Below are 24,771 nucleotides of genomic sequence, written 5' to 3' on the forward strand. Positions count from 1 at the left end.
GGGCCGGGCAGTATAAGGCGGGCAGAGAGTGAAACTGGCGGAAACCGTGACCTTTGGCGGCTCCGGGCTGGACCGGGCCGCGCATCTGCGTGGGGATGAGGCGGCCCTGACGACCGCGTTGCGCGGCGGCGCGGATGTGGTTTTGCCCCTGTGGCGGGGCAAACCGCTGATGAGTGGTGCGGCGGGTACAGGAACACTGACCTGGCTCAGGGGCGATCACCCGGTTTTGGCCGAGGCGGCTGATTTGCGGGTGTTTCTGGGTCTGGATGACGGGCAGATGCGCTTTGCCGCCGATATCTCGGCCTGGGTGCCGACCGAGGTGGATGAGGCGCAGATCGGCGGGTTTCTGGATGCGAGTTTGCAGGTCCATCCCGCAGCCCCTGAAGGCGCGGTGTTTCAGGAATTGCGCGCATCCATGACCTGGTTGAGCGCGCGGGAGGCCGAACTGGCCGCGACTGCCAAGGCGCTGCTGGACTGGCACCGGACCCATCGGTTCTGTTCGCGCTGCGGGGCCGAAAGTGTCGTGGCCGAAGGCGGCTGGCAACGCGCCTGCGCGGCCTGTGGCGCGCGGCATTTTCCGCGCACCGACCCGGTGGTGATCATGCTGGTCACCCATGGCAATGACGTGCTGGTGGGCCGATCCCCCGGCTGGCCCGAGGCGATGTATTCGCTGCTGGCGGGCTTTGTGGAACCCGGTGAAACGCTGGAGGCCGCCGTGCGCCGGGAAGTGTTCGAGGAAACCCGCGTGCAGGTCGGGGCGGTCAGCTATCTGGCCAGCCAGCCCTGGCCTTACCCGGCATCCCTGATGTTTGGCTGTCAGGCCGCCGCGACCAGCCGCGAGATCACAGTGGACCCGGTGGAGATTGAAGACGCCCTGTGGCTGAGCCGTGAAGAGATGACGGATGTTTTCGCCGGGCGCCATGATCGGATGCGCCCCCCAAGGAAAGGTGCAATTGCGCATTTTTTACTTGAAAACTGGCTTGCGGATCGGCTGGATTGAGCCGAGATTGCGCGCGGATCAGGTTTGGGCATCAGGCCAGACTTGGGTATTAAAGCGTTTCGACCTTAGCCAGAGACATTGACACATCGCCAATCGCGTTCAAATCTTTGATTTGAGGCAGAGTATGGCGATTCATGTTTAAGCCGAAACGCTATAGGATGGTGAGGCGATGAAGTTCAAAACAGCCGAGGATATGGATGCGCCCATCGGTTTTGTCTATGAACATATGACGGATTTCGCCCATTTTGAGGCGGATATCCGGGGCCGGGGGGGTGAGCTTCGTCGGGTGGATGGCTGGACCGAGGCGGCCCGGGGTGTGCGCTGGCGCGGTGTTGCTGCGGTGCGTGGCAAGACGCGCAAGATCGAGGCTGAACTGGTTGAACTGACCCGGGACGATATGGCGGTGATCGAGATTGCCGTGGGCGGCATGGATGCCCGTTACCAACTGGCCTTTATCGCCTTGTCTTCAAATGTGACGCGGGTGGCGACGGAATTGAACCTCAAACCCAACACGCTGACCGCGCGGTTGATCATCCAGACGATGAAACTGGTCCGGGGGCGTGTGCTGCAACGGATGACGGCCACGCTGGCCCGCCAGGGTAACAGGATCGAAACGGCGTGGCGGCGACGCGCCAAATCCTGACCTCACCCACGCGATTTCAGCGCCGCGATCAGCCTGATCGCCCTTCGCAGGGCAGTGGCCAGAGTGCCGAGTGTTACCCCCCATAATGTGATCCACAGCGCATGGCTGCTGCCCAGAAGCACAAGCTCGATCACGGCGGCAAGGCTGCCAAGGGTCACAGCCGCCATACGATGCGGTTTGGCCATGGGGCCGGAAAAATCCGCAGGCAGGCCCTCGGCCCGGCCAAGTTCCCGCATATAGGCGGTGGCAATGGCAAAGGCGGAGGCTGCCAGACCAAGGGCCAGATGACCGATGGCAAGCCCGAGGCCAGTCAGGATCAGAAAATCCGCGGCGCGGTCCGGCACCTCGTTCCAGAACGGCCCGTCCGGGGCGGATTTGCCGCCCTCCACCGCGACCATCCCGTCCAGCAGGTTACATAACAGGCGCATCTGAACCGCGACAGCGGCCAGGATCAGCAGTGCCATGCTCAACCCGCTTCCCGCCAGAGAGGACAGCCAGAATGCCGCGCCTGCCAAAGCTGCAAAGCCGATGCTGGCCTGCGAGATTTGGTTCGGCGTGATCCGGGAGCTGGCCAGCCGACTGGCGACGAACCGGGTCAAACGGGCATTGCGGCTGGCGATAGGGCGGCGGCTGGTCGTCATTGGTGGGACCTCAGGCGAAATGTGTAAAGCGCGGCATAAAGCGTGGCGATGGTGGAAGGGAACGCAAGCGTTGCCCAGACCTCGGGCGTGCCCGCCAATCTGTGGATGGTAAACAGCAGCGTCACCGAGATGATGCAGGTGGTCAGCGGGGGCAGAACCAGGCCGGGCAGGCCGGTTGTGCGGGCCGAGATCGCTTCAATCATATGTTTCAGGCCAAGGGTGACAATGGCACTCACCATACCCTGAACAAGGCCTGCGATCAGCGGGGCAGGCATCGGATGGGCCATATTCGCAAAGACGGCCCACCCGCCCTGAAGCGCGAAACCGCCTGCCATATGGGCCAGGGTGCTGCGCCAGAGACCCATCAGACCGATGACCAGAAATACCGCACCAGATGGAAGAAGATCGGGGCCGAGAAAACCACGGAATCCAGCCGGTCGATAAACCCGCCATGGCCCGCGATCAGATGCCCCCAGTCTTTCACCCCCCGGTCGCGTTTGATTGCCGACATGACCAGCCCGCCAAAGAACCCCGCCAATGTGATCGCCAGCGACAGACCTGCCGCCTGCACCGGCGTGAAGGGTGTGATCCACCAAAGTGCTGCCCCGATCAGCGTGGCCGTGGCAACGCCGCCGATCAGCCCCTCCCATGTCTTGGAAGGGGAAAGCGCGGGCGCAACGGCATGTTTCCCGATCAGCTTGCCCCAGGTGTATTGCAGCACATCGGAAAGCTGCACCACCACGATCAGGAAAGCGATCAGCAGAACATTCCGGCCTTCATAGCCTTCAATCCGCAGGCTGAGCAGGGCCGGCACATGCGAGGCGCAATAGACGCAGATCATCAGCGCCCATTGGGTTTCCGAGATGCGGATGAAGACGTTTTTCGTATCGCCCTGCAGCACCGTGACCACGGGCAGCAACAAGAAGACATAGACCGGAATGAAGATCGAATAGAGCCCATACCAGTCGATCCAGACCAGATAGTACTGCACCGGCAGGATGATGAAAAACGCCACCGCGATCGGCCAGTGATCGGCGACCCGTTTGGTGGTCAGCGTCATGAACTCGCGCAGTGCCGCGAAAGAACAGAAGGCAAACAGGATCACAACGCCGGCCCGGCCCGCAAGAAAGGCCACCGCCAGCAGCGCGGCCATGCCCCACCAGGCGGTGATACGGGCGTTCAGGTTTTCAATGGTCGGGTTCGACCCGTCCGGCGCGATACGCCGTTTCAGGATTGTCCCGATCAGCGAGGCAAGCACCAGAATGCCGCCGATACCACACAGAAGCAGCAGGAAATCACCTCTGGGACCGGTCATATCTCCGCCTCCTCCGTTTTCGGGGCCAGGGCCAGAACGGCGGCTTGTGCGCGGGTCAGAAACGCCTCGCGGGTTTCGCCTTCTTCCACATGGATCGGCGCCCCGAAGGTGACGGTGCAAAGCAGCGGGATCGGGATGATCTTGCCCTTGGGCATCACGCTGTTGAGGTTTTCGATCCAGACCGGCACCAGATCGACCTGCGGCCGGGCGCTGGCAATGTTGTAAATGCCGGATTTGAAGGGCAACAATGATGTCTCTGTGGTGTTGCGCCCACCCTCGGGAAAGATGATGAGCGAGGCGCCGTCATCCACCGCCTCCAATATCAGGTCCATCGGGCTGTGGTCGCGTTGCTCAACGCGCCGGTCGATCAACACGGCGTTCAGAACATCCTGCCCGATGAAACGCCTGATCGGCGAGGTCAGCCAGTAATCGGCGGCGGCCACGGGCCGGGTGCGGGCGCGCATCGCCGTGGGCAGCACCGTCCAGATCAGGATCGTATCGCCATTCGAGGCATGATTGGCGAAATAGACCCGTTGCCGGGGCACGGGGTCTGCCCCGTCCCAGATGGCGCGGACGGCGGTGATGAACCGGGCAAAGAGGATGATGGCGCCGCCGGTCAGGCGCGCGAGGAAAGGTTTCATAAATCCGTCTATCCGCATCAATTGACACAGCTTACCGCATTTGCCGGCATCGGGAAGGTCAGGTTTGCCTTACCTGTCTGCTCAGGCCTGATCAGGCATCCCGACAGAGCCAGCCTTGCACGTTAACCTTTCGTTAACTATCTATTTTCCTATGCAACGGATTATGGTCCTGATCTTGGGTTTGGGAGCGCTTGTCGGGTCTGTCCTGATTGGGCCTGACCCCGCTGGCGCGCAATCCTGCCATCCCAGTTATCAGGGTGCGTGCCTGCCGGTGAACGGCCCCGATGTGGATTGTGCAGGCGGTAGTGGAAATGGTCCGATCTATGTCAGGGGGCCGATCCGTGTCGTGGGTTCCGATCCCTACCGGTTGGACCGGGATGGGGATGGCATCGCCTGCGAGCGACGCTAAGCTGGCACCCGTAACACCCGGGGCACTTTGAATTCCACGTTTTCCTGCGCCGTTTCCACCTGCTCAACCGTCACCTCGTAATGGGCGCGGAAGGCGTCGATGACCTCATTGACCAGCAGTTCGGGGGCCGAGGCGCCAGCGGTGATGCCGATACTGCCGATGCCTTCCAGCGCCCGCCAGTCGATATCTGCGGCCCGCTGAACCAGTTGCGCATATTGGCATCCGGCGCGGGCGCCAACCTCGACCAGACGTCTGGAGTTGGAGGAATTGGGCGCCCCCACCACCAGCATCGCATCCGCCTTGGGGGCCATGGCCTTCACCGCCTCCTGCCGGTTGGTGGTGGCATAGCAGATATCTTCCTTATGCGGCCCGATGATCGCGGGAAACCGCGCCTGAAGCGCGGCCACGATCTCAGCCGTGTCATCCACGCTGAGTGTGGTCTGGGTGATGAAGGCGAGTTTGCCCGGGTCACGCGGTTTGATCCCGGCCACATCCGCGACGGTTTCGACCAGAATCACCTCGCCCGGTGGCAATTGACCCATCGTGCCTACGGTTTCGGGGTGACCCTCATGGCCGATCATCACCATCTGCAGACCGTTTGCATGATGGCGTTCCGCCTCGATATGCACTTTGGAGACAAGGGGGCAGGTGGCATCCACATAGACCATCTCGCGCCGCGCGGCCTCCGCCGGTACGGCCTTGGGCACGCCATGGGCCGAAAAGATCACCGGGCGGTCACCGGGGCAATCCTCCAGGTCCTCGACAAAGACGGCCCCCTTGGCGCGCAGATCATCGACGACGAATTTGTTATGCACGATCTCGTGGCGGACATAGACCGGCGCGCCCCATTTCTGCAGGGCCATTTCAACGATCTTGATCGCCCGGTCGACACCGGCACAAAACCCGCGCGGGGCGGCGAGATAGAGGGTAAGGGGCGGTTTGGTCATTCGGGTCTCCGGGCGCGACGGGGCAAAGGTAGAACCGGGGGGCTGCGGCGTCCAGAGGCGGATCGCGCAGAGTCTCTGCGCACGAGGATGTGAGCAGGCAGGGATAGACGACCTCCCTGGGGCATGATTGGGTCGCGATCTGACAGAGAAAGCGTTCCGATATCACCCCGAAACGCTGCAATACCGGAGATTTCCCATGCTGATGCCCCGCAAAAAGACCCCTGACCTGACCGTACCGCTTCTGGGGGGAGGCCAGTTTGATATCAGCGCTGTAAACAGCCCGCGCGGTTCCGTGGTCTGTTTCTACCGCGGCCTGCATTGCCCGCTTTGCGCAACCTATCTGACAGAGTTCGAGAAGCTGGCGGATGATTTTGCCGAACGCGGGCTGGCCTGTGTGGCAATCTCGTCTGACGGCGCTGACCGGGCGCAGGGGATGGCCGACAAGATCGGGGCTTCCAAACTGCAATTCGGCTATGATCTGAACCTGACGACGGCGCGGAACTGGGGGCTTTATATCTCCACATCGCGGGGCAAGACCTCGATCGGGATCGACGAGCCGGCCCTGTTTGCGGAACCGGGATTGTTCCTGATCAACGCCGATCAGACGCTGTATTACATGTCGGTGCAGACCATGCCCTTTGTCCGCCCGCATTTCCGGGAACTTCTGCGTGCCGTGGATTTCGCCATCGAAAAGAATTATCCGGCGCGCGGTGAATATGACGGCCCCGTCTGAGGGGGCCGCGCACAGGTTTCGTGTCTGTCGCAGACGCGCCCGTGCGGGGCGCAGCGCCTGATCTCAGGTTTCGACGGTTTCGACCTGCTGTGGGGTTTCCATCTCGCGCGGTTCGCGCGGCGGGCGGCCGATGACGTCTTTCAGCTCATCCAGTTCGATGAAATTATCGGCCTGACGGCGCAGATCGTCGGCGATCATCGGCGGCTGGCTGCGGATCGTCGAGACAACCGAAACACGGGTGCCCTTGCGCTGAATGGCGGCCACCAGCGGGCGGAAATCCCCATCGCCCGAGAACAGGACAATATGGTCCACATGGGGCGCGATTTCCATCGCATCCACGGTCAGTTCGATATCCATATTGCCCTTGACCTTGCGGCGGCCCTGGCTGTCGGTGAATTCTTTCGCAGGCTTGGTGACCATCGAGTAGCCGTTGTAGTGAAGCCAATCAACCAGAGGGCGAATGGGTGAGTATTCGTCATTCTCCAGCAGGGCGGTGTAGTAAAATGCACGCAGAAGTTTGCCGCGCTGCATGAATTCCTGGCGGAGGAGTTTGTAGTCGATATCGAACGCAAGCGCTTTGGCTGCGGCGTAAAGGTTCGATCCATCGATGAACAGCGCCAGCCGTTCGTCTCGGTAAAACATTATTTGATCCTGTAGAACTTGGTGGCACCAGCCGCCTAGAGTGATAGGTCAGTGAGAACAAAAAAGTCGGCGTCTGGCAATGGGTAAGGGAAATATGTGAACTTTGGGCAGTCACAAGAAACGAGATGTCATAAATCTGTTACAGGTGCATTGGTTGCCGTAGGGTCAAACCTGTCTTTTAAGGGAAACCCGCCGATTTCCGTTGTTTGTGAAGCACTCACGCAATTGGTTAACGTCGCGCAACACACCCCGGTTTTCAGTCATCTCTATCAAACACCGGCGTTTCCGCCCGGGTCCGGCCCGGACTATGTTAACGCCGCGATTGCCCTTGATTGGCCCGGATCGGCGGCAACTCTTATGCAGGAACTGCACATTCTGGAGCAGGGATTCGGTCGAATCCGACGCAGGCGATGGGAGGCGCGCGCCCTGGATCTGGACCTGATTGCCTTTGGCGACACGGTTCTGCCGGACCCTGAAACCCAGACCCGATGGCGCGATCTGCCGCCTGTCAGGGCCGCAGAGATCGCACCCGAAACCCTGATCCTGCCCCATCCCCGTCTGGCGGAGCGGGCCTTTGTTCTGAGGCCCCTGGCCGATATCGCCCCTGATTGGACCCATCCGCTGACCGGTCATAGCGTGACAGAAATGCTGGCGGCCCTGCCCGAGGAGGACCGGGCGGCAATGCGCATTGTCAATCCGCCCTCCGGGGCCTTGCCTTTCCCCCCTTCGGGCCTTAAATAACGATTTCCCGACCCTCCCGAAACAGGATGCTGGAGTTTCTTAGATGGCCCGCGTGACGGTTGAAGACTGCGTTGACAAGGTTCCGAACCGGTTTGAACTGGTGATGCTGGCGTCCCATCGGGCGCGTGAAATTGCATCTGGCAGCCCGCTGACCATTGATCGGGACAATGACAAGAACCCGGTTGTGTCCCTGCGTGAGATCGCGGATGAGACACAAGGCGCCGATGATCTGCGCGAACGTCTGATCGAAAGCCACCAGACCCAGATCGAGGTGGATGAGCCGGAAGAGGACGCCATGGCGCTGCTTCAGGGTGTCGAGCAGGACAAACCTGCCCAGGATGACATGACCGAAGAACAGATGTTGCGCGCCCTGATGGAAGCGCAAGGCCAGAAATAGGCCGATCCGGGCGCGGATGGAGGATCGATGATCGACGCCTCTGACCTGCTGAGCCTGGTCAAGACCTATAACCCGAAATGCAACGAGGCGCTGTTGACCGGCGCCTATGATTTTGCGCGGGACATGCATGAAGGGCAGCTGCGCCATTCCGGTGAGCCCTATTTCACCCATCCCGTGGCGGTGGCCGCGATCCTGACCGAACAGCGGCTGGATGACGCGACGATTGCGACTGCCCTGCTCCATGACACGATCGAGGATACCAAGGGCACCTATTCCGAGATTGCGGACCGGTTCGGCAAGGATGTGGCGGAACTGGTTGACGGGGTGACCAAGCTGACCAATCTGGAGCTTGGCAATCGCGAAAGCAAACAGGCCGAAAATTTTCGCAAGCTGTTCATGGCGATGTCCAAGGATATGCGGGTGATCCTGGTGAAGCTGGCCGACCGTCTGCACAATATGCGCACGATCCGGCATATGGTCTATGAAAAGCAGGCCAAGAAGGCCCGCGAGACCATGGATATCTTTGCGCCTCTGGCAGGCCGGATGGGCATGCACTGGATGCGCGAGGAACTGGAAGACCTGTCCTTTCGGGTGATCAACCCCGAGGCACGCAATTCGATCATCCGCCGCTTTCTGACCCTGCAAAAGGCGACCGGCGATGTGATCCCGAAAATCACCGATGATATCGAGGCGGTGATGGAAAAACACGGGGTGACGGGTGAGGTGTTCGGGCGGGCGAAAAAGCCCTTTTCGATCTGGCGCAAGATGCAGGAGAAGGAACTGGCCTTTTCCCGTCTCTCCGACATCTACGGGTTTCGTGTCATCACCCAGAGTGAAGATGACTGCTATCGCATTCTGGGCGCGATCCATCAGCGGTGGAAATCCGTGCCCGGCCGGTTCAAGGATTATATCAGCCAGCCGAAATCAAACGGCTATCGCTCGATCCACACCACGGTCAGCGGGCGCGACGGCAAGCGGGTCGAGGTGCAGATCAGAACCCGGCAGATGCATGAGGTTGCCGAAAGCGGCGTGGCGGCGCATTGGTCATACCGCGATGGTGTGCGGGCGCAGAACCCGTTTGCGGTTGATCCTGCGAAATGGCTGGCCAATCTGACCGAACGTTTCGAGATGGCCGAGGATCATGACGAGTTTCTCGAACATGTGAAGCTTGAGATGTATTCCGACCAGGTGTTTTGCTTCACGCCCAAGGGCGATGTTGTGAAGCTGCCGAAAGGGGCGACACCGCTGGATTTCGCCTATTCGATCCATACCCGGATCGGCCATTCCTGTGTCGGGGCCAAGGTTGACGGCATTCGTGTCCCGCTCTGGACCCGGTTGAAGAACGGCCAGTCTGTCGAGATCATGACCGCCGAGGGGCAGACGCCGCAGGCCACCTGGATCGACATTGCCGTGACCGGGCGCGCCAAGGCGGCCATTCGCCGGTCCCTGCGGGAAGAGGATCGGGGGCGGTATATCAAACTGGGGCAGGAGCTGGCCCGCGTCGCGTTTGAACATGTGGACAAGAAAGCCTCGGACAAGGCGCTGGCCACTGCGGCGCGGACCTTCGGACTGGACAGCGGCGATGAGCTTCTGGCCCGGATCGGCAGTGCCGAATTGTCAGCCCGCGAGGTCGTGGCCACGCTTTACCCCGAACTGGTCGGGCACAATGGCGAAGGCGAGGTCGAGGCGCGGCGCGCCGTGATCGGCCTGCCACCCGGGGCGGTGATCCTGCGTGCACAGTGCTGTCAGGCGGTTCCCGGTGAACGGATTGTCGGCATCACCTATCCGGGGCGCGGCCCGATCGTTCATACAATTGACTGCCCGGCGCTGGCCGATCTGGATGATCAACCCGACCGCTGGATCGACCTGCACTGGACCGATGGCCGACACGCGCCTGTCCACAATGTCACCATAGATGTGACATTAAGCAATGCGAATGGTGCCCTGGGTCGCATTTGCACATTGATCGGGGAACAGAACGCCAATATCTCGGACCTGCATTTTATAGATCGTAAACCGGATTTTTACCGGCTGCTGATCGACCTGGATGTACGAGATGCCGAACATCTTCATGCGGTGATGATGGCGGTAGAGGCCGATAGTGAAGTGGCCATGATGGAGCGATATCGCGCCTTGGAGCGCCGCCCCTGATCGGCCTGAAAGGGAGGAGACCCGAAAGATGGTCTTCAAACGACGCGATAACCGTCCCTGGGGGCAGGTCGTGGCCGAGTGGTTTTACCCGCGCGGCGGCTGGACCCGTGCGTTTCACTATATCAAACATCGTCTGCGCCGCCTGCCCGATACGCCGCAGACCATCGCGCGCGGTATCTTTGCGGGCGCCCTGACGGTGTTCACCCCGTTTTACGGGATGCATTTCATTGTTGCCGCGATCATCGCCAAATTGCTGCGCGGGAATATTCTTGCCGCCCTTCTGGCGACATTCCTGGGCAACCCGCTGACCTATATCCCGGTCGGGATTATCTCGTTGCAGACCGGGCATTTCCTGCTGGGAAGCCAGATGCGGGACGATGTCGGGGGCAATCTGTTTTTCAAATTCTCCCGCGCGGCGGGGGATTTGTGGTATAATTTCATGGCGATCTTCACAGACCGGGTGGCCCATTGGGACCAGTTGGCGGTGTTTTACCGCGATGTATTCCTGCCCTATCTGGTGGGCGGGATCATCCCCGGGCTGATCTGCGGCACGATCTGCTATTACCTCAGCGTGCCGGTGATCCGGGCCTATCAGAAACGCCGCGCAAACAAGCTGAGGGCAAAAATGAAAAAGCTGGCCGAACAGTCTGGCGCAGGGGTGACAAAGCAGTAGATTGGCCCTCGCAGAGGATCCGATGATGGCTGACAGATTACAGCATGCTGCCTTAAACCTGAGACATCGCGCATCACAAATACCCTGGGAACGCGAAGCGTGGCAGGGTATTTGTGATTCAAGTCTAAGGCAGGGTGCTTTAGGGCCGCGTCCCGAAGGGAGTTCGCCAAAATTGCCCATTTCTGCGTTAAGATCGCTTGCATTAGCGGGCTAGTTCTGCGCGATCTTGCCTGGAACTGAGCAATTTTGGACTGAAACCAGTGACCAAATATGAACGTCAACAGGCCCTAAGACTTGGTGTGAATATCGACCATGTGGCGACCTTGCGGAATGCGCGGGGGGGGGCTTTGCCCGACCCGGTGCGCGCTGCGATGGCCGCACAGGGGGCAGGCGCTGACGGGATCACCGCGCATCTGCGCGAAGACCGTCGTCATATCCGCGACGCGGATATCGAGGCGATTCTGAAAGCCATCGAAATCCCGCTGAATTTCGAGATGGCCGCCACCGATGAGATGCAGGAAATCGCCCTGCGCCACCGGCCCCATGCGGCCTGTATCGTGCCCGAGCGGCGCGAGGAGCGCACCACCGAAGGCGGGCTGGAAGTGGCCGCCGACCAGAACCGGCTGGCTGATTTCATCGGCCCTCTGGGGGAGGCGGGGTGCCGGGTTTCGCTGTTCATCGCGCCGGACCCCGCGCAGGTGGAGGCCGCCTACCGGATCGGCGCACCGGTGATCGAACTGCATACCGGCGCCTATTGCGATTTCGATGCCGACGGCGATAGCGTTTCCCGTGATGCGGAATTCACACGTCTGCAAGAGGCCGCGATACAGGCCGACGACCTGGGGCTGGAGGTGCATATGGGCCACGGGCTGACCTATAGAAATGTGGCCCCGATCGCGGCCCTGCCGCAGGTGAAAGAGCTGAATATCGGCCATTTCCTGATTGGGGAGGCGGTGTTTGTCGGTCTCCCCGCCGCGATGGCCGAGATGCGGCGTTTGATGGAAGAGGCGCGGTCCCAATGACGGTTGAAGCACTTCTTCCGATCCTGCTGATCGCGCTTGTCGCCGCAGGCAGCCCCGGCCCCGCCACCCTGGCAATTGCAGGCACATCCATGGGCGCGGGGCGACAGCATGGGCTGGCACTTGCCGCGGGCGTGGTTCTGGGAAGCTGGACCTGGTCGCTGGCCGCAGCACTTGGGCTGGGCGCGATGATGGCGGCCCATGGCTGGGTGTTCGAGGGGATGCGCTATGTGGCGGGGGCATATCTGCTCTGGCTGGGCCTGAAAGCCGCCCGCCGCGCCTGGCAGGGGGCCAAACCCGCCACGGTTGCGCAACTGGCCGGGGCCGGAACCGGCAGTGCCTTTGCCAAAGGGCTGGCGCTGCATCTGACCAACCCCAAAGCGATTCTGTTTTTCGGGTCTTTGTACTCCATTGCCTTGCCCACAAACGCCCCGTGGCGCGATTTTGCACTCATTGGCGGGTCGGTCGGCGTGCTGAGCCTGACCGTGTTCCTGGGCTATGCGCTGCTGTTCTCGCGCCCGCCGGTGGTGCGGGTCTATGCCCGCCTCGGGCGCTGGTTTGATACGGTGTTTGCGGTTCTCTTCGGGGCTGCCGCCCTGCGTATCCTGATGGGGCGTGCCACATGAGCGATCCTGCGTTTCTTGCCGCTGCAACCAGTGTTGCAACCTTTGCCTTTGCGGCGGGCTCCCCCGGCCCGGCGACGCTGGCGGTGGCGGCAACCTCCATGGCGGGGGGCCGGGGGCGGGGCCTTGCCATGGCGGCAGGCTTGTCGGTCGGTCTGGCGATCTGGGGCGTGGCGGTGGCGCTGGGATTTGGCGCTTTGGTGGCGCAAAGCGCGTCCATTCTGGTGGTGCTGAAGCTCCTCGGGGCGGTCTACCTGTTTTATCTCGCGGTGAAATCCGGCCAATCCGCCCTGCGGTCCGGGGCTGCGGCCGATACCGCCCCGGCTGTGGCCGATGCAAGGCAGCTGTTCCGGCGCGGGCTGATGCTGAACCTCAGCAATCCCAAAGCGGTGCTGGCCTGGGTGGCGGCGCTGGCGCTGGGCACTGATGGAACAGGGCAGGCCATGGTGGTTCCGATAGCGGTGGTTGCGATCTGCGCCGGGTTGGGCGGGGGGCTCTATGCCGGCTATGCCACCTTGTTTTCCCGCCGCGCTGTTATGGCCGGATATGTCCGGTTCCGGCGCTGGATCGAAGGGGTCTTTGCCGCGTTATTTGCGCTGGCGGCGATCCGGCTGGTCCTGTGGCGGAACGCCTGACATGATTCTCGGTATCGGCACCGATCTGGCGAATATCGAACGGATAGAGCGCACGCTGGACCGGTTCGGCGACCGGTTCCGCAATCGGGTCTTTACCGAAACCGAACAGCGCCGGGCCGAACGGATGCCGGCGCCCGCCGCCAGTTACGCCAAACGCTGGGCCGCGAAAGAGGCCTGTTCCAAGGCGCTTGGCACCGGGTTGCGCATGGGCATCGCCTGGAAAGACATGGCCGTGACCAATCTGCCCACGGGTCAGCCGGTGATGCATGTCACCGGCTGGGCGCAGAACCGGTTGAGACAGATGACACCTGACGGCTGTGAGGCGATGATCCATGTCACGCTGACCGATGATCACCCCTGGGCGCAGGCCTTTGTGGTGATCGAGGCGCTGCCCGACGGGCAGATGCCCGCCCGCCCGCCGATGCCCGCGCGCCCGCGCCCGCTTGCTTGACACTTGCCGGGTCTGCGCCCATGACACGCGGGATTGGATCGGTCCCGGATGAGGCAGGATAAATGGCAGCAGACGCAAAGAAAGACGGCATCTGGGAAACGGTGAAAACCGTGGTCTATGCCCTGTTGATTGCGGGTCTTTTCCGCACGCTGTTCTTTCAGCCGTTCTGGATTCCATCCGGCAGTATGAAAGACACGCTGCTGATCGGTGATTTCCTTTTCGTCAACAAGATGGCCTATGGCTATTCGCGCTATTCCTGCCCGTTTTCCATGTGCCCGTTCGAGGGGCGGCTGTTTGGCTCTGACCCGGCGCGTGGCGATGTCGTGGTGTTTCGCCACCCGGTCAATGACAGCGATTTCATCAAACGTGTGATCGGCCTGCCGGGGGATACGATTCAGGTCCGCAATGGCGTGTTATACGTGAACGGAGAGCCCGCCCGGCTGGCACCCGAAGACCCGTTTATCGAAACCTTCGAACAGCAGGGTCCGGTGGGCCACACCCCGCGCTGCGCGAATGCGCCGGTGGGTCAGGGCGCGGATTGCATCAAGGACCGGTTTACAGAAACCCTGCCCGGCGGGGTCAGCCATTCGGTTCTGAATATCGAAGACAGATCATTCGGGGATAACACGCCGGTTTTCACCATCCCCGAAGGGTATTTCTTTGCCATGGGCGACAATCGAGACAACAGCCAGGACAGCCGGTTCCCGCAATCCATCGGCGGGGTCGGCATGGTGTCGATGGAAAACCTGATCGGCCGGGCGGATCGGGTCATGTTCTCGTCTTCCGGGCGGCGCATGGTCTATTTCTGGACCTGGCGCAGTGATCGTTTCTTCCGGGCGATCGAGTGAAACTGTCGAAGGATCTTGGCGCCTTCTGCGGCCGTCTGGGGCATGTGTTCGATGACCCTGCCCTGCTGATCCGCGCCCTGACCCATTCCTCCCTGTCATCGGATACCAGACCGGATAATCAGCGGCTGGAATTTCTGGGGGACCGGGTTTTGGGCCTGGTCCTGGCAGAGGCGGTTCTGGCACAGGACCTGCTGGCACCAGAAGGCACATTGGCACCCCGCTTCAATGCGCTGGTCCGCAAGGAAACCTGCGCCGATGTGGCCCGCGAAATTGATCTGGGCAGTGTTCTGAAACTGGGCAAATCGGAAATGATGACCGGCGGACGGCGCAAAAACGCGCTGCTGGGCGACGCGATGGAGGCGGTGATTGCGGCGGTCTATGAGGATGCGGGTTTTGATGTCGCCCGGGCGCTGATCCTGCGGCTTTGGGGCCAGCGGGTCGCCAATGTGGAGGCGGATGCCCGCGATGCCAAAACCGCGCTTCAGGAATGGGCGCAGGCGCGCGGCCAGACCCCGCCCGCCTATGTCGAGATTGCGCGCAGTGGCCCGGATCATGCGCCGGTCTTCGTGATCGAGGCGCGGTTGCAATCGGGCGAAACCGCCCGGGCCGAAGCGCGGGCCAAACGTCAGGCAGAACAGGCCGCCGCCGAAGCCCTGTTGAAACGGATGAAGGGATCTTAGAAAGCTATCTTTGAGCGGGTGGACAACGTCCATTCATTCGGGCATCTGCACGCCACAATTTCTTACGTATGCCCTGTTGCTCCAGATGCTTATACGCGCCATCCGAGAATTTTGGCCAATCTAGCGCCAGACCTAATTTGACTAGGCAGCGTACTTACAAAGAGCTTCACGTTTCCAGCCTGTTATGATTCATTTCCCGCAAGACAATATGCGGAGCAGTGGAATGGCGCGGTCAGATTTGAGCGATTTGGAGTGGGAGTTCATCAAAGCAGTGCTCCCAAATAACAGCCGAGGGGTTAAGCGTGTCGATGATCGGCGTGTGATCAATGGCATCTTCTATGTCTTGCGCACAGGCATCCCGTGGCGCGATTTGCCCGATCAATACGGCCCCTACACAACGATCTACAACCGTTTCAACCGATGGACTTATGCGGGCATTTGGGATCGGGTAATGGAGGCGGTCGCCGATGCGCACAATATCGACACCGTGATGGTGGATGGCACATCGGTTCGGGTTCACCATTCTGCAGCGACGCTCAAAAAAACGACCCGCGTCGTTGCATGGGCCGGTCGCGGGGTGGGTTAACCACGAAAATACATGCACTTACCAATCAGGACGGGTTGCCGATCCGCTATGAACTGACGCCGGGCCAAGCCCACGATGCACCCCCATGCGAACAGCTTTTGGACGGGCTGCAACCTGGCCAATACGTTCTGGCTGACAAGGCATATGACGCGGATTGGATCCGCAAGATGATCTGGGAACAGGGCGCCATCGACGTCATCCCGTCCAAATCCAACCGCAAACTGCCCGCCGAGTTCGACGTCGATATCTATCGCGAGCGCAACAAGATCGAGCGGTTCTTTGGCCGCCTCAAAGCTTCCTTCCGCCGTATAGCCACCCGATACGAAAAGACATCTGCCAACTTCTTGGCGATGATCAAACTCGCATCCGTCAGGCTATGGTGCCAGTTTTATGAGTCCGCTGCCTAGCTCTGCGGCAATATCCGTTCCATCTGGTAGAAAGCATTTGGCCACAGCCCTGTCATGCGATGTATCGCCATTGAAAACAGCAGTTATTGTCTTGCCTTTCGTCATGTTTAGGACTGCCCATTTGGCCTTCTGTCCCCAAGGATGGTCAAGCTCAGGCGCGTCAATCCCCCAGAGCCGGATCCGTAGTTTCCGTATGACGATCGTATCGCCGTCGATCACATAACAATTCCCAGAAATGCGATCACGAGCGACCCGGATCACAGGCGGAGCCTTGCGCCGAGGTGCGTGTTTGCGTGTCGGCGTATCGCTAAAGGTCTTGGTAAGTATTCGCAAAATTCTAAACACGCAATATTCCTTTGCTGTGTATTGATAGCTTGCAAAACAGCGGCGAGCATTACTCAAAAGGGGCTTTGAAGCAACACATTAGGTTCGGGTACCCCTCGGTTCTTTGAGAAAGACAGAGTGCCGAAACCGGGTAGGTTCGGCACTCTCCTTCTTACAGTACTTGCCGGAACCACTGCTGGTCCCGCCCGGCGAATTGGGATAGAGCGCACAAATTGCCAATCAAGGACCAAAAAATGACCACACGCGCCGGATTTGTCGCCCTGATCGGAGAACCCAATGCGGGTAAATCCACGCTTCTGAACCGGATGGTGGGGGCGAAGGTTTCGATCGTGACCCATAAGGTGCAGACCACGCGGGCGCGCATTCGCGGTGTGGCGATGGCTGGTGAGGCGCAGATCGTGTTTGTCGACACGCCGGGCCTGTTTCGCCCGCGCCGCAGGCTGGACCGGGCGATGGTGGCGGCGGCCTGGTCGGGGGCGGCGGATGCGGATGTTGTGGTCTTGCTGATCGAGGCACATCGCGGGTTGACCGAAGGGGTTCAGGCAATCCTTGACGGGCTGGCGTACCGGGCGGGGGGGCGCCCGGTGGCGCTGGCGATCAACAAGATCGACCGGGTGAAGTCAGAGGTATTGCTGGCGCTGACCGAAAAGATGAATGCGGCCTTCACCTTCGAGAAGACCTTTCTGATTTCGGCAGAGAAGGGTCATGGCGCGGATGATCTGAAAACCTGGCTGGCTGATACCATGCCCGAAGGGCCCTGGCTTTACCCCGAAGACCAGATCGCCGATCTGCCCATGCGGATGATCGCCGCCGAGATGACCCGCGAGAAACTGACCCTGCGCCTGCATCAGGAATTGCCCTATCAACTGACCGTCGAGACCGAGGGCTGGGAAGAGCGCAAGGACGGCTCTGCCAGGGTTGATCAGATCATCTATGTGATGCGCGATGGCCATAAGGGGATTGTGCTGGGCAATAAGGGCGAGACGATCAAAGCCGTCAGCAAGGCCGCGCGGGAAGAGCTGGAAACCTTTCTTGACCGGCGTATCCACCTGTTCTTGCAGGTCAAGGTCCGCCCCGGCTGGCTGGAAGAGGCCGCGCGGTATTCCGAGATGGGTCTGGATTTCAAGGATGGCGCATGAGCCCGAGGCTGACCGCGGAATTCTGGGTGCAGGCCTATCTGGCGCGGCTGAGACTGGCGGATATACCGGCCTTCGTGACCGCCAAGGGCGATATCACGGCGGGCGCGGTTCTGGTCAAGCTGAACACGCTTGACGGGCAGGCCTGGGCCTTTCACCGGTCTTTCGATCTGATGACCGGCGACCGGGCCTGGATCGTGCTGGCCGAGGGGCCGGATGCGGAGGTTGACGCGGCTTTGGCCCGGCAGCGCGGGTTTGACCCCGATCTTTGGGTGATCGAGGTCGAGGACCGGGCCGGGCGGCATTTGCTGGACGAGGACGGGCTGGCCTGAGAACCCCGATGCGATGGACAAGCGCCGCCGCCCGTGGAAAATGAGCCCCATGGAATGGCGCGACGAGGGGGTTTTGCTGGCGGTCCGGCCGCATGGGGAAACTGCCGCGATCATCGAGATGTTCACGCCCAAGCAGGGGCGGCATGTGGGCGTGGTGCGGGGCGGCACATCGCGGCGGATGACGCCGGTGTTGCAACCGGGCGCGCAACTGGATGTGACCTGGCGGGCGCGGTTGCAGGATCATCTGGGGGCCTTCACCGTGGAACCCGTCAAAACCCGCGCGGCGGAGGCACTGTCTGACCGGCTGGCCCTGGCCGGTCTGGCCTCTGTCTGTGCGCTTCTGTCTTTCACCCTGCCCGAGCGGGAGCCGCACCCGGCGCTATATGCGCGTTCGGTGGCGTTGCTGGACGGGTTGGGGGCGGAAAACTGGGCCCGGGCCTATCTGGGCTGGGAGATGGGGCTGTTGGAGGAGGCAGGCTTTGCCCTTGATCTGACCTCATGTGCTGTCACCGGGTCCTATGACGATCTGGTCTATGTTTCACCGCGCACGGGCCGCGCCGTCAGCCGGGCGGCTGCCGGGGCCTGGGCGGATCGTCTGCTGCCCCTGCCGGAATGCCTGTTGGGGCAGGGGCCTGCGGATGCCCGTCAGATCGACGATGGGCTGCGCCTGACCGGGCATTTTCTGGCCCATCATCTGGCCCCGTCTCTGGGCGAAAAACCCCTGCCTGCCGCCCGCCAGCGCCTGATCGATCTGATCGTCCGTCAGTCCGCCAGCTGACGGGCAAAGATCAGCTCTTCCCCCGCCTCATTGGACAGGATCAGGACATCGCCGGTCGCCTCGGCCAGGGTCATGGAGTGCAATAGGGCCAGATACCGGGTTTCGGCCTCAAGCTCCGGGCAGGCCATGCGGGTGACGGAAAGCGGCCCGGTCTCGAACCAGGGATAAGGCACATTCTGGGACCCGGAATAGCGGTTGCAGGGGGAGTGACCCGAAATCCGCCCCTGTTCGGTGACATCAAGGATCACCTGCGCCGGGGCGGGGCCGCCATCCATCTCGGTCAGGGTCCAGACGCCATTGGCATAGCCGGAAATCGTTTCATCCCCCTGACAGGCGGTCAGCAGGAGGCTGGCAAGACAACAGGCGGTCAATCTGGGCATGGGGCATGGTCTCGGCTGGCTATAGTGAAATCGTTTTATTCTGTATTATTGCTCGTCGAAATTCACGTTCTAGCGGTTTTCGGGTAGGCTTTTAATCAAAAATCTGCCTCTCGCTTTTGGCTCGAACGTGTTTTTCGATGTAATCTGTAACGCATATACATAGCGCGAAGGGCAGCGCCGCCGGGCGGGAGCATGGTGCGGGGTGGTGAAGGATTTCAGGCCGAAGCTATAGGCTATTTGTGATCAGTGATGTCACAGCTTTAAGGCGGCATGCTGTAACCAACATTCTCCCATCAGCCCAACAGGCGTCGCGCGATGACCTGCGCCTGAATCTCTGCCGCCCCCTCGAAGATGTTCAATATCCGCGCGTCACACAGAATGCGGGAAATCTTGTATTCCAGCGCAAACCCGTTGCCGCCATGGATCTGCAAGGCGTTGTCTGCCGAGGCCCAGGCCACACGCGCGCCAAGCAGCTTTGCCATTCCGGCCTCCAGATCGCAGCGGCGGCCATTGTCCTTTTCCGCCGCGCTGAAATAGGTCAGTTGCCGGGCCACCATGATCTCCACCGCCATCATCGCCAGTTTCGAGGCGACGCGGGGAAAGGCGATCAGCGATTTGCCGAATTGCTTGCGATCCTGGGCATATTGCAGACCCACATCCAGTGCCGATTGCGCCACGCCGATGGCCCGGGCGGCGGTCTGGATACGGGCGGATTCAAAGGTTTCCATCAGATGTTTGAACCCCTGCCCCTCGACACCGCCCAGAAGGTTCTCCCCCTTCACATGGAAATTGTCGAAGCCAAGCTCATATTCCTTCATGCCGCGATAGCCGAGCACTTCGATCTCGCCACCGCTCATCCCCTCTGTCGGGAACGGGTTGGCGTCATCGCCCGGGATCTTTTCGGCCAGAAACATGCTGAGACCTTTGTAATTGCTGGTCTCGGGGTCGGTGCGGGCCAGCAGGGTCATCACATGGGTCCGGGCCGCATGGGTGATCCAGGTCTTGTTGCCGGTCACCCGGTAATCATCGCCGTCCTTCACCGCCCGGCTGCGCAGACTGCCGAGGTCAGAGCCTGTGTTCGGTTCGGTAAAGACCGCTGTTGGCAGGGTTTCGGCAGAGGCGATCCGGGGCAGCCATTTCTGTTTCTGCGCATCCGTGCCGCCGGTCAGGATCAACTCGGCGGCAATCTCGGAACGGGTGCCAAGGGACCCAACACCGATATAACCCCGGCTCAATTCTTCCGAGACCACGCACATCGAGGCTTTGGACAGGCCAAACCCGCCATATTCCTCGGGGATGGTCAGGCCGAACACGCCCATTTCGGCCAGTTCCTCGATCACCTCGATGGGGATCAACTGATCCTTCAGGTGCCAGTCATGGGCAAAGGGTTCGACCTTTTCGACCGCATAGCGGCGGAACTGTTCGCGGATCATCTCCAGCTCCTCATCAAGGCCGCTGGCCCCGATGGTGATATGGGCCGCCTGATCCTCCATCAGTGCCACCAGACGCAGGCGCGCGGCCTGGGTATTGCCGCTTTGGCACAGGGTCATGACCGCAGGCGCCATCATCGCGCGCTGGTCATCCTGGGTCAGGCCAAGGTCCTGCATCCGCAGGATCTCTCCCTGGCTCATCGGGATGCCGCCATAGATCTGCCAGAGATATTCGCCGAAGGCGATCTGGTGGATCAGGGCCTCGGTCTCACCGAACCGGTCTTCTGCTTGCAAATCTTCGGCCCATCCCTGCATCTGGCGGAGCGATTCCACATAGGTGGCCAGCCAGGCCAGCCCATGGGCCGCAGTCTGGTTTTCCTCCATCGCCTTGGCCGACACGCGCCCCGCCTCGGTGACCTGGTCGCGTACCCTTTCGGTCGCGCTGGACAGAAGCGCCGCAACCGGGGCCAATGCATCCCCCGTCAGGGTGAGAAGATCGGGCAGAACCGGGGTTTGAAGCGGAGTGTCGGGCATCGGCTGTCCATCATGGGGCATGGGAAATATCCTCTCATCACGGGTCTGGCCCGGGAGTAAGGATTTTGCAAGTGCAGCGCAAGAAAAATACAACAATGACGGTTAAAAAGACCGAAAATATCGCACTTGTTTTGCGGTGCAGTGGCTCTATAGCTGGACCGGCCCAAGAGGTCTGACCATGGAAGAAACGCTGAACCTGATGACCCTCGGGGCCTTTGCCGCAGCCTTGGGTGTGACTTTCGTGGCCGGATTCGTCAAAGGCGCCGTCGGCTTTGCCATGCCCCTGGTGATGATCTCGGGGCTCAGCCTGTTTCTGGAACCGCAACTGGCCATCGCCGGGATCGTCCTGCCGATTGTGGTGACGAATTTTCTGCAGGTGCTGCGGTTTGGCCTGGCCGAGGCGCGTCTGGTGGTGGTTGAATACTGGCGCTATATTTTGATTGTCTGCGTGATGATCCTGATCGTGGCGCAATTTGTGACCATGATCCCGGCCGAACTGTTCTATCTGGTTCTGGGTATCCCGGTTGTGGTTCTGTCGCTGATCCAGCTTGCCGGTGTCCGGTTTCATGTGCCACCCGCACGCCGCCGCAGCGTTGAATGGGGGGTCGGCCTGTTCGCGGGGGGCTTGGCGGGCTGACCGGCACATGGGGGCCGCCAACGGTGCTGTATCTGATCGCGCTGGAAACACCGAAGGCCAAACAGATGCTGGTACAGGGTGTGGTTTATGGGCTGGGCGCGATCAGCCTGTTTCTGGGTCATGTGCAGTCAGGGGTGTTGAACACGGTGACGGCGCCGTTTTCCGCTGCGCTGTTGATACCGGCCTTTCTGGGGATGCAGGTGGGCTTTCGGTTGAGCGACCGGCTGGATGCGGGTCTGTTCCGCAAGATGACCCTGATCGTTCTGGTGGTTGCGGGCGCCAATCTGGTGCGGCGCGGGATCATGGGCTAAAGCTTCGGCCCAAAACTCTGCAACACATATACATTACGCAGAGGGCCGCGCCCGGACCGAGGGGTAGGAAGCGAAGCGCCCGCGCCCTTTGGGGGCGGTTCGGGCGCTGTCCGGCGGTGCCGCCGGGCGGAAGGATGGTGCAGGGCGATTCAGATTAAACGGTTTCGCTCTATATATTCCGCCTGCGGGGTGGCCCGGAATTCTCGAGAATTCCCACGGGTTTCCTTGAGGAAACCTGCTTCCCGGCATCACGATACCGCACCGCCCATGCAGGTGAGCGCAAACTCGGGCATGGCAGTGCCGGGCAGAACCTGAAACGTGACATGGTAAAGCTCCTGCCCCTTATAGCTGGCGCTGAACGTCCAGTCGCCGGGAACCCGTTCCGCCTCATATTCAAAACTGAACCCGTGCAGGCTGGGGCTTTGCCCGTCGATCCGGGTGAGCCATTGCTCCACCTCGATCCCGCTATCGGGGAAGGGGGGATGCGTCACGGTGATGATGACCGGGTCCAGCACGCGATCATCCCCGGTCTCGATAATCACCCCGAAGCCAATGCCGATATCGGCGGGCACCTGAAATTGCGGCCAGCGGATCGCCGGGATTTCAGACACCAGATTCACCACACCCGCAGCCGTGCCGGGCGCCTCTTCGGTCGCGTCCGGCTCCTGGGCGCAATAGACACCGTATTCCAGACGGGCAATTCCCGGTCCGATAACCGGATTATCGTCATCGGGTTGTGCCAAGGCCGGAAAACCCGGCGCAATGCAGGCCAGCGCAGCCGCAAGGACACAGGCCCGCAGACCTGCCCCCTGCCATCTCATGAGATGGCTGCCGCTTTCACGTCATCGTCAATATAGGGTATGTATTGCGCGAAATTATCCACAAACATCTGCACCAGACGCCCGGCCTGCCGGTCATAGCTGTCGGGCCGGTCCCAGGTGCGGCGCGGGTCCAGCAGAAGATCGGCCACGCCATCGACAGAGACCGGCACATCGAAGCCGAAATTCGGATCCCGGCGGAACGTCGCATCCTGCAAAGACCCATCCAGCGCGGCGGTCAGCAGCGCCCGGGTCGCCCGGATCGGCATGCGGCTGCCAGTGCCATAGGCACCGCCGGTCCAGCCGGTATTGACCAGCCAGCATGTGGCATCGTGATGGGCGATCTTGTCGCGCAGAAGATTGCCATAGGCTTCGGGGCGGCGGGGCATGAACGGCGCCCCGAAACAGGTGGAGAAGGTCGGCTCGGGCTCGGTCACGCCGCGTTCGGTGCCCGCCACTTTCGAGGTGAAGCCGGACAGGAAATGATACATCGCCTGTGCCGGGGTCAGCCGGGCAATCGGCGGCAGGACGCCAAAGGCATCGCAGGTCAGCATGATGATGTTTTTCGGATGCCCGCCAAGCGCCTTTTCGGATGCGTTGGAGATATAATGCAGCGGATAGGCGCAGCGCATATTCGCAGTCAGGCTGTCATCGGTGAAATCCAGCGCAAAGCTGTGCGGGTCATGGACCATATTTTCGATCACCGTGCCGAATTTCGAGGTGGTCGCATAGATCTCGGGCTCGGCCTCGGGGTTCAGATTGATGGTCTTGGCATAGCAGCCACCCTCGAAATTGAAGATCCCGGTGTCAGACCAGCCATGTTCGTCATCACCGATCAAAACCCGGCCCGGATCGGCGCTGAGCGTGGTTTTGCCCGTGCCCGAAAGCCCAAAGAAAACCGCTGTCTCCTCGGGCTTGCCAATTGCATGGTTGGCCGAACAATGCATGGCCATCACATCCTTGCCGGGCAGGATGTAATTCAGCAGCGTAAAGACCGATTTCTTGTTCTCGCCCGCATAGGCGGTTCCGCCGATCAGGATCAGCTTCCGGTCGAAATTGAGCGCGATCACGGTTTCACTGCGGCAGCCATGGCGCTTGGGGTCGGCCTGAAAGCTGGGGCAGTTGATGATGGTGTATTCCGGCACGAAGCGCGCCAGTTCCTCCATATCGGGGCGGCGCAGCATGTGGCGGATGAACAGACCATGCCAGGCCAGTTCGGTCACCAGACGCACATCCAGCCGGTGGGCCGGGTCGGCGCCGCCATAGAGATCCTGCACGAAATATTCGCCACCTTTCATATGCTCCAGCATATCGCTGTGCAGCTGATCAAAGGCTTTTGGGTCCATCGGGCTGTTGTTTTCCCACCAGATCGTATCTTCGACCAGTGGTGTGCGGACGACGAATTTGTCATTGGGGGACCGGCCGGTATGTTTGCCCGTGGTCACCAGCAGGGCGCCACCCTGACCCAATATGCCCTCGTTGCGCTGCAGGGCTTCCTGTATCAGCGCGGGTTCCAGCAGGTTGTAATAGACCGTGTCCAGACCGGTAATGCCTTGCTGGTCCAGCGTTTCAGCCGGGTTCACATATCCGATTGTCATCTGCAAGCTCCTTGCCCGAATGGGTCCGGTTCTGGGGGGTGGAAATCCCGTCGGCGAGGGTCGATACTCCCCGCAGCACGGCCCCTATAACATGGCGATTTTATTCATGAACAGGTCGCAAAGGCACAGTTAGCGCAACCAAAGCGAAACATTTTTGCATCATTAGGGCGGCATTAACGTCGAAAAGGCCTGAATTGGGGTGTCATGGCGCGATGATTCGCAAGTTAGCGATTGATTCTAAAGCGTGAAAACCTGAGAATGAGGAAAAAATAAGGCAACTTGAGCAGCAT

General features: G+C 60.9%; 29 protein-coding genes and 1 pseudogene. 19 read left to right on the forward strand and 11 right to left on the reverse strand.

Translation table 11 applies throughout. The features are described from left to right. Nucleotides 1-28 precede the first annotated feature (28 nt). A complete protein-coding gene (gene nudC, locus E2K80_RS17295; protein WP_135376128.1) occupies nt 29-1,000 on the forward strand; it encodes an NAD(+) diphosphatase in 972 nt (323 codons plus the stop codon). A 169-nt stretch (nt 1,001-1,169) separates the two neighbouring features. Next, entirely contained in the window at nt 1,170-1,643 is a 474-nt protein-coding gene (locus E2K80_RS17300; protein ID WP_135376129.1) for a hypothetical protein, read from the forward strand. A 2-nt stretch (nt 1,644-1,645) separates the two neighbouring features. Here E2K80_RS17300 and E2K80_RS17305 read toward each other — a convergent pair whose 3' ends face one another. The 4 genes from E2K80_RS17305 to E2K80_RS17320 are packed head-to-tail and all read right to left on the reverse strand — an operon-like array spanning nt 1,646 to nt 4,240. Next, entirely contained in the window at nt 1,646-2,284 is a 639-nt protein-coding gene (locus E2K80_RS17305) for a CDP-alcohol phosphatidyltransferase family protein (RefSeq protein WP_135376130.1), read from the reverse strand. Next, on the reverse strand, nt 2,281-2,649 hold the full coding sequence (locus E2K80_RS17310) for a hypothetical protein (protein ID WP_135376131.1): 369 nt from the start codon (nt 2,647-2,649) through the stop codon (nt 2,281-2,283). The genes E2K80_RS17305 and E2K80_RS17310 overlap by 4 nt, the downstream gene beginning before the upstream one ends. Continuing rightward, nucleotides 2,649-3,599, reverse strand: a complete 951-nt coding sequence (locus E2K80_RS17315; protein WP_135376132.1) for a phosphatidate cytidylyltransferase — start codon at nt 3,597-3,599, stop codon at nt 2,649-2,651. Before E2K80_RS17315 ends, E2K80_RS17310 begins: the two co-directional genes overlap by 1 nt. Further along, entirely contained in the window at nt 3,596-4,240 is a 645-nt protein-coding gene (locus tag E2K80_RS17320; RefSeq protein WP_238475580.1) for a lysophospholipid acyltransferase family protein, read from the reverse strand. The genes E2K80_RS17315 and E2K80_RS17320 overlap by 4 nt, the downstream gene beginning before the upstream one ends. A gap of 163 nt (nt 4,241-4,403) precedes the next feature. Here E2K80_RS17320 and E2K80_RS17325 point away from each other — a divergent pair, with 163 nt between their 5' ends. After that, the gene (locus E2K80_RS17325) at nt 4,404-4,649 is read left to right on the forward strand and encodes an excalibur calcium-binding domain-containing protein (RefSeq protein ID WP_210405405.1); all 246 of its coding nucleotides are present in this window, start codon (nt 4,404-4,406) and stop codon (nt 4,647-4,649) included. Here the strand turns inward: E2K80_RS17325 and ispH are convergent. After that, nucleotides 4,646-5,596 (reverse strand): 4-hydroxy-3-methylbut-2-enyl diphosphate reductase, encoded by a 951-nt coding sequence (gene ispH / locus E2K80_RS17330; protein WP_135376135.1) that lies wholly within the window; start codon nt 5,594-5,596, stop codon nt 4,646-4,648. The two genes, E2K80_RS17325 and ispH, sit on opposite strands and share 4 nt — an antisense overlap. A 196-nt stretch (nt 5,597-5,792) precedes the next feature. Here ispH and E2K80_RS17335 point away from each other — a divergent pair, with 196 nt between their 5' ends. Then, nucleotides 5,793-6,329, forward strand: a complete 537-nt coding sequence (locus tag E2K80_RS17335; RefSeq protein WP_135376136.1) for a peroxiredoxin-like family protein — start codon at nt 5,793-5,795, stop codon at nt 6,327-6,329. 63 nt (nt 6,330-6,392) lie between these two features. Here E2K80_RS17335 and E2K80_RS17340 read toward each other — a convergent pair whose 3' ends face one another. Further along, on the reverse strand, nt 6,393-6,971 hold the full coding sequence (locus E2K80_RS17340) for a LabA-like NYN domain-containing protein (protein WP_135376137.1): 579 nt from the start codon (nt 6,969-6,971) through the stop codon (nt 6,393-6,395). A gap of 96 nt (nt 6,972-7,067) precedes the next feature. Between E2K80_RS17340 and folK the strand changes: the two genes are divergently transcribed. The 11 genes from folK to E2K80_RS17395 all read left to right on the forward strand — a co-directional run bounded on the left by folK (nt 7,068) and on the right by E2K80_RS17395 (nt 16,182). Then, nucleotides 7,068-7,712, forward strand: coding sequence for a 2-amino-4-hydroxy-6-hydroxymethyldihydropteridine diphosphokinase (gene folK, locus E2K80_RS17345; RefSeq protein ID WP_238475581.1), 645 nt, complete (start codon nt 7,068-7,070; stop codon nt 7,710-7,712). Between the two features lie 43 nt (nt 7,713-7,755). Next, on the forward strand, nt 7,756-8,109 hold the full coding sequence (gene rpoZ / locus E2K80_RS17350) for a DNA-directed RNA polymerase subunit omega (RefSeq protein ID WP_135376139.1): 354 nt from the start codon (nt 7,756-7,758) through the stop codon (nt 8,107-8,109). A gap of 27 nt (nt 8,110-8,136) precedes the next feature. Next, nucleotides 8,137-10,260, forward strand: coding sequence for a RelA/SpoT family protein (locus E2K80_RS17355; protein WP_135376140.1), 2,124 nt, complete (start codon nt 8,137-8,139; stop codon nt 10,258-10,260). 28 nt (nt 10,261-10,288) lie between these two features. Next, nucleotides 10,289-10,933, forward strand: a complete 645-nt coding sequence (locus tag E2K80_RS17360) for a DUF2062 domain-containing protein (protein WP_135376141.1) — start codon at nt 10,289-10,291, stop codon at nt 10,931-10,933. Nucleotides 10,934-11,193: 260 nt separating this feature from the next. Further along, on the forward strand, nt 11,194-11,955 hold the full coding sequence (locus tag E2K80_RS17365) for a pyridoxine 5'-phosphate synthase (RefSeq protein ID WP_135376142.1): 762 nt from the start codon (nt 11,194-11,196) through the stop codon (nt 11,953-11,955). Continuing rightward, nucleotides 11,952-12,578 (forward strand): LysE family translocator, encoded by a 627-nt coding sequence (locus E2K80_RS17370; RefSeq protein WP_135376143.1) that lies wholly within the window; start codon nt 11,952-11,954, stop codon nt 12,576-12,578. The genes E2K80_RS17365 and E2K80_RS17370 overlap by 4 nt, the downstream gene beginning before the upstream one ends. Next, a complete protein-coding gene (locus E2K80_RS17375; RefSeq protein ID WP_135376144.1) occupies nt 12,575-13,210 on the forward strand; it encodes a LysE family transporter in 636 nt (211 codons plus the stop codon). The genes E2K80_RS17370 and E2K80_RS17375 overlap by 4 nt, the downstream gene beginning before the upstream one ends. 1 nt (nt 13,211) lies before the next feature. Beyond that, nucleotides 13,212-13,661: a holo-ACP synthase gene (acpS, locus tag E2K80_RS17380; RefSeq protein ID WP_135376145.1), complete on the forward strand. Its 450-nt coding sequence runs from the start codon at nt 13,212-13,214 to the stop codon at nt 13,659-13,661. A 62-nt stretch (nt 13,662-13,723) separates the two neighbouring features. Continuing rightward, the gene (gene lepB / locus E2K80_RS17385; RefSeq protein ID WP_135376146.1) at nt 13,724-14,509 is read left to right on the forward strand and encodes a signal peptidase I; all 786 of its coding nucleotides are present in this window, start codon (nt 13,724-13,726) and stop codon (nt 14,507-14,509) included. Then, nucleotides 14,506-15,189, forward strand: coding sequence for a ribonuclease III (gene rnc, locus E2K80_RS17390; RefSeq protein ID WP_135376147.1), 684 nt, complete (start codon nt 14,506-14,508; stop codon nt 15,187-15,189). Before lepB ends, rnc begins: the two co-directional genes overlap by 4 nt. Nucleotides 15,190-15,412: 223 nt before the next feature. Beyond that, nucleotides 15,413-16,182 (forward strand): IS5 family transposase gene (locus E2K80_RS17395; protein ID WP_168193246.1). Its coding sequence is split into 2 segments (ribosomal slippage): nt 15,413-15,734 and nt 15,734-16,182, totalling 771 coding nucleotides; the frame shifts between segments, so codons are not numbered across the junction. Here E2K80_RS17395 and E2K80_RS20130 read toward each other — a convergent pair. Continuing rightward, entirely contained in the window at nt 16,150-16,527 is a 378-nt protein-coding gene (locus tag E2K80_RS20130) for a thermonuclease family protein (protein ID WP_443216563.1), read from the reverse strand. The two genes, E2K80_RS17395 and E2K80_RS20130, sit on opposite strands and share 33 nt — an antisense overlap. A gap of 233 nt (nt 16,528-16,760) precedes the next feature. On the opposite strand from E2K80_RS20130, the gene era reads away from it, so the two are divergent. Genes era through recO form a run of 3 tightly spaced genes read left to right on the forward strand, consistent with a single transcriptional unit; the run spans nt 16,761 to nt 18,773 of the window. Further along, complete coding sequence (gene era, locus E2K80_RS17405) at nt 16,761-17,666, forward strand: GTPase Era (protein ID WP_135376149.1); 906 nt, start codon at nt 16,761-16,763, stop codon at nt 17,664-17,666. Continuing rightward, nucleotides 17,663-17,995, forward strand: coding sequence for a DUF1491 family protein (locus E2K80_RS17410; RefSeq protein ID WP_135376150.1), 333 nt, complete (start codon nt 17,663-17,665; stop codon nt 17,993-17,995). The genes era and E2K80_RS17410 overlap by 4 nt, the downstream gene beginning before the upstream one ends. Before the next feature lie 49 nt (nt 17,996-18,044). Then, the gene (recO, locus tag E2K80_RS17415) at nt 18,045-18,773 is read left to right on the forward strand and encodes a DNA repair protein RecO (protein WP_135376675.1); all 729 of its coding nucleotides are present in this window, start codon (nt 18,045-18,047) and stop codon (nt 18,771-18,773) included. Here recO and E2K80_RS17420 read toward each other — a convergent pair. After that, nucleotides 18,758-19,153 (reverse strand): META domain-containing protein, encoded by a 396-nt coding sequence (locus E2K80_RS17420; protein WP_135376151.1) that lies wholly within the window; start codon nt 19,151-19,153, stop codon nt 18,758-18,760. The genes recO and E2K80_RS17420 overlap by 16 nt on opposite strands. Before the next feature lie 293 nt (nt 19,154-19,446). Continuing rightward, the gene (locus E2K80_RS17425; RefSeq protein ID WP_135376152.1) at nt 19,447-21,138 is read right to left on the reverse strand and encodes an acyl-CoA dehydrogenase family protein; all 1,692 of its coding nucleotides are present in this window, start codon (nt 21,136-21,138) and stop codon (nt 19,447-19,449) included. Nucleotides 21,139-21,394: 256 nt separating this feature from the next. On the opposite strand from E2K80_RS17425, the pseudogene E2K80_RS17430 reads away from it, so the two are divergent. After that, a pseudogene (locus E2K80_RS17430) lies at nt 21,395-22,065 on the forward strand (sulfite exporter TauE/SafE family protein). Nucleotides 22,066-22,313: 248 nt separating this feature from the next. Here E2K80_RS17430 and E2K80_RS17435 read toward each other — a convergent pair. Both E2K80_RS17435 and E2K80_RS17440 read right to left on the reverse strand, forming a co-directional pair. After that, the gene (locus E2K80_RS17435) at nt 22,314-22,886 is read right to left on the reverse strand and encodes a DUF3859 domain-containing protein (protein ID WP_135376153.1); all 573 of its coding nucleotides are present in this window, start codon (nt 22,884-22,886) and stop codon (nt 22,314-22,316) included. Continuing rightward, nucleotides 22,883-24,481: a phosphoenolpyruvate carboxykinase gene (locus E2K80_RS17440; protein WP_135376154.1), complete on the reverse strand. Its 1,599-nt coding sequence runs from the start codon at nt 24,479-24,481 to the stop codon at nt 22,883-22,885. The genes E2K80_RS17435 and E2K80_RS17440 overlap by 4 nt, the downstream gene beginning before the upstream one ends. Nucleotides 24,482-24,771 lie beyond the last annotated feature (290 nt).

Origin of the sequence: Rhodophyticola sp. CCM32 (assembly GCF_004751985.1) — a bacterium.
Classification (GTDB): Bacteria; Pseudomonadota; Alphaproteobacteria; order Rhodobacterales; family Rhodobacteraceae; genus Rhodophyticola.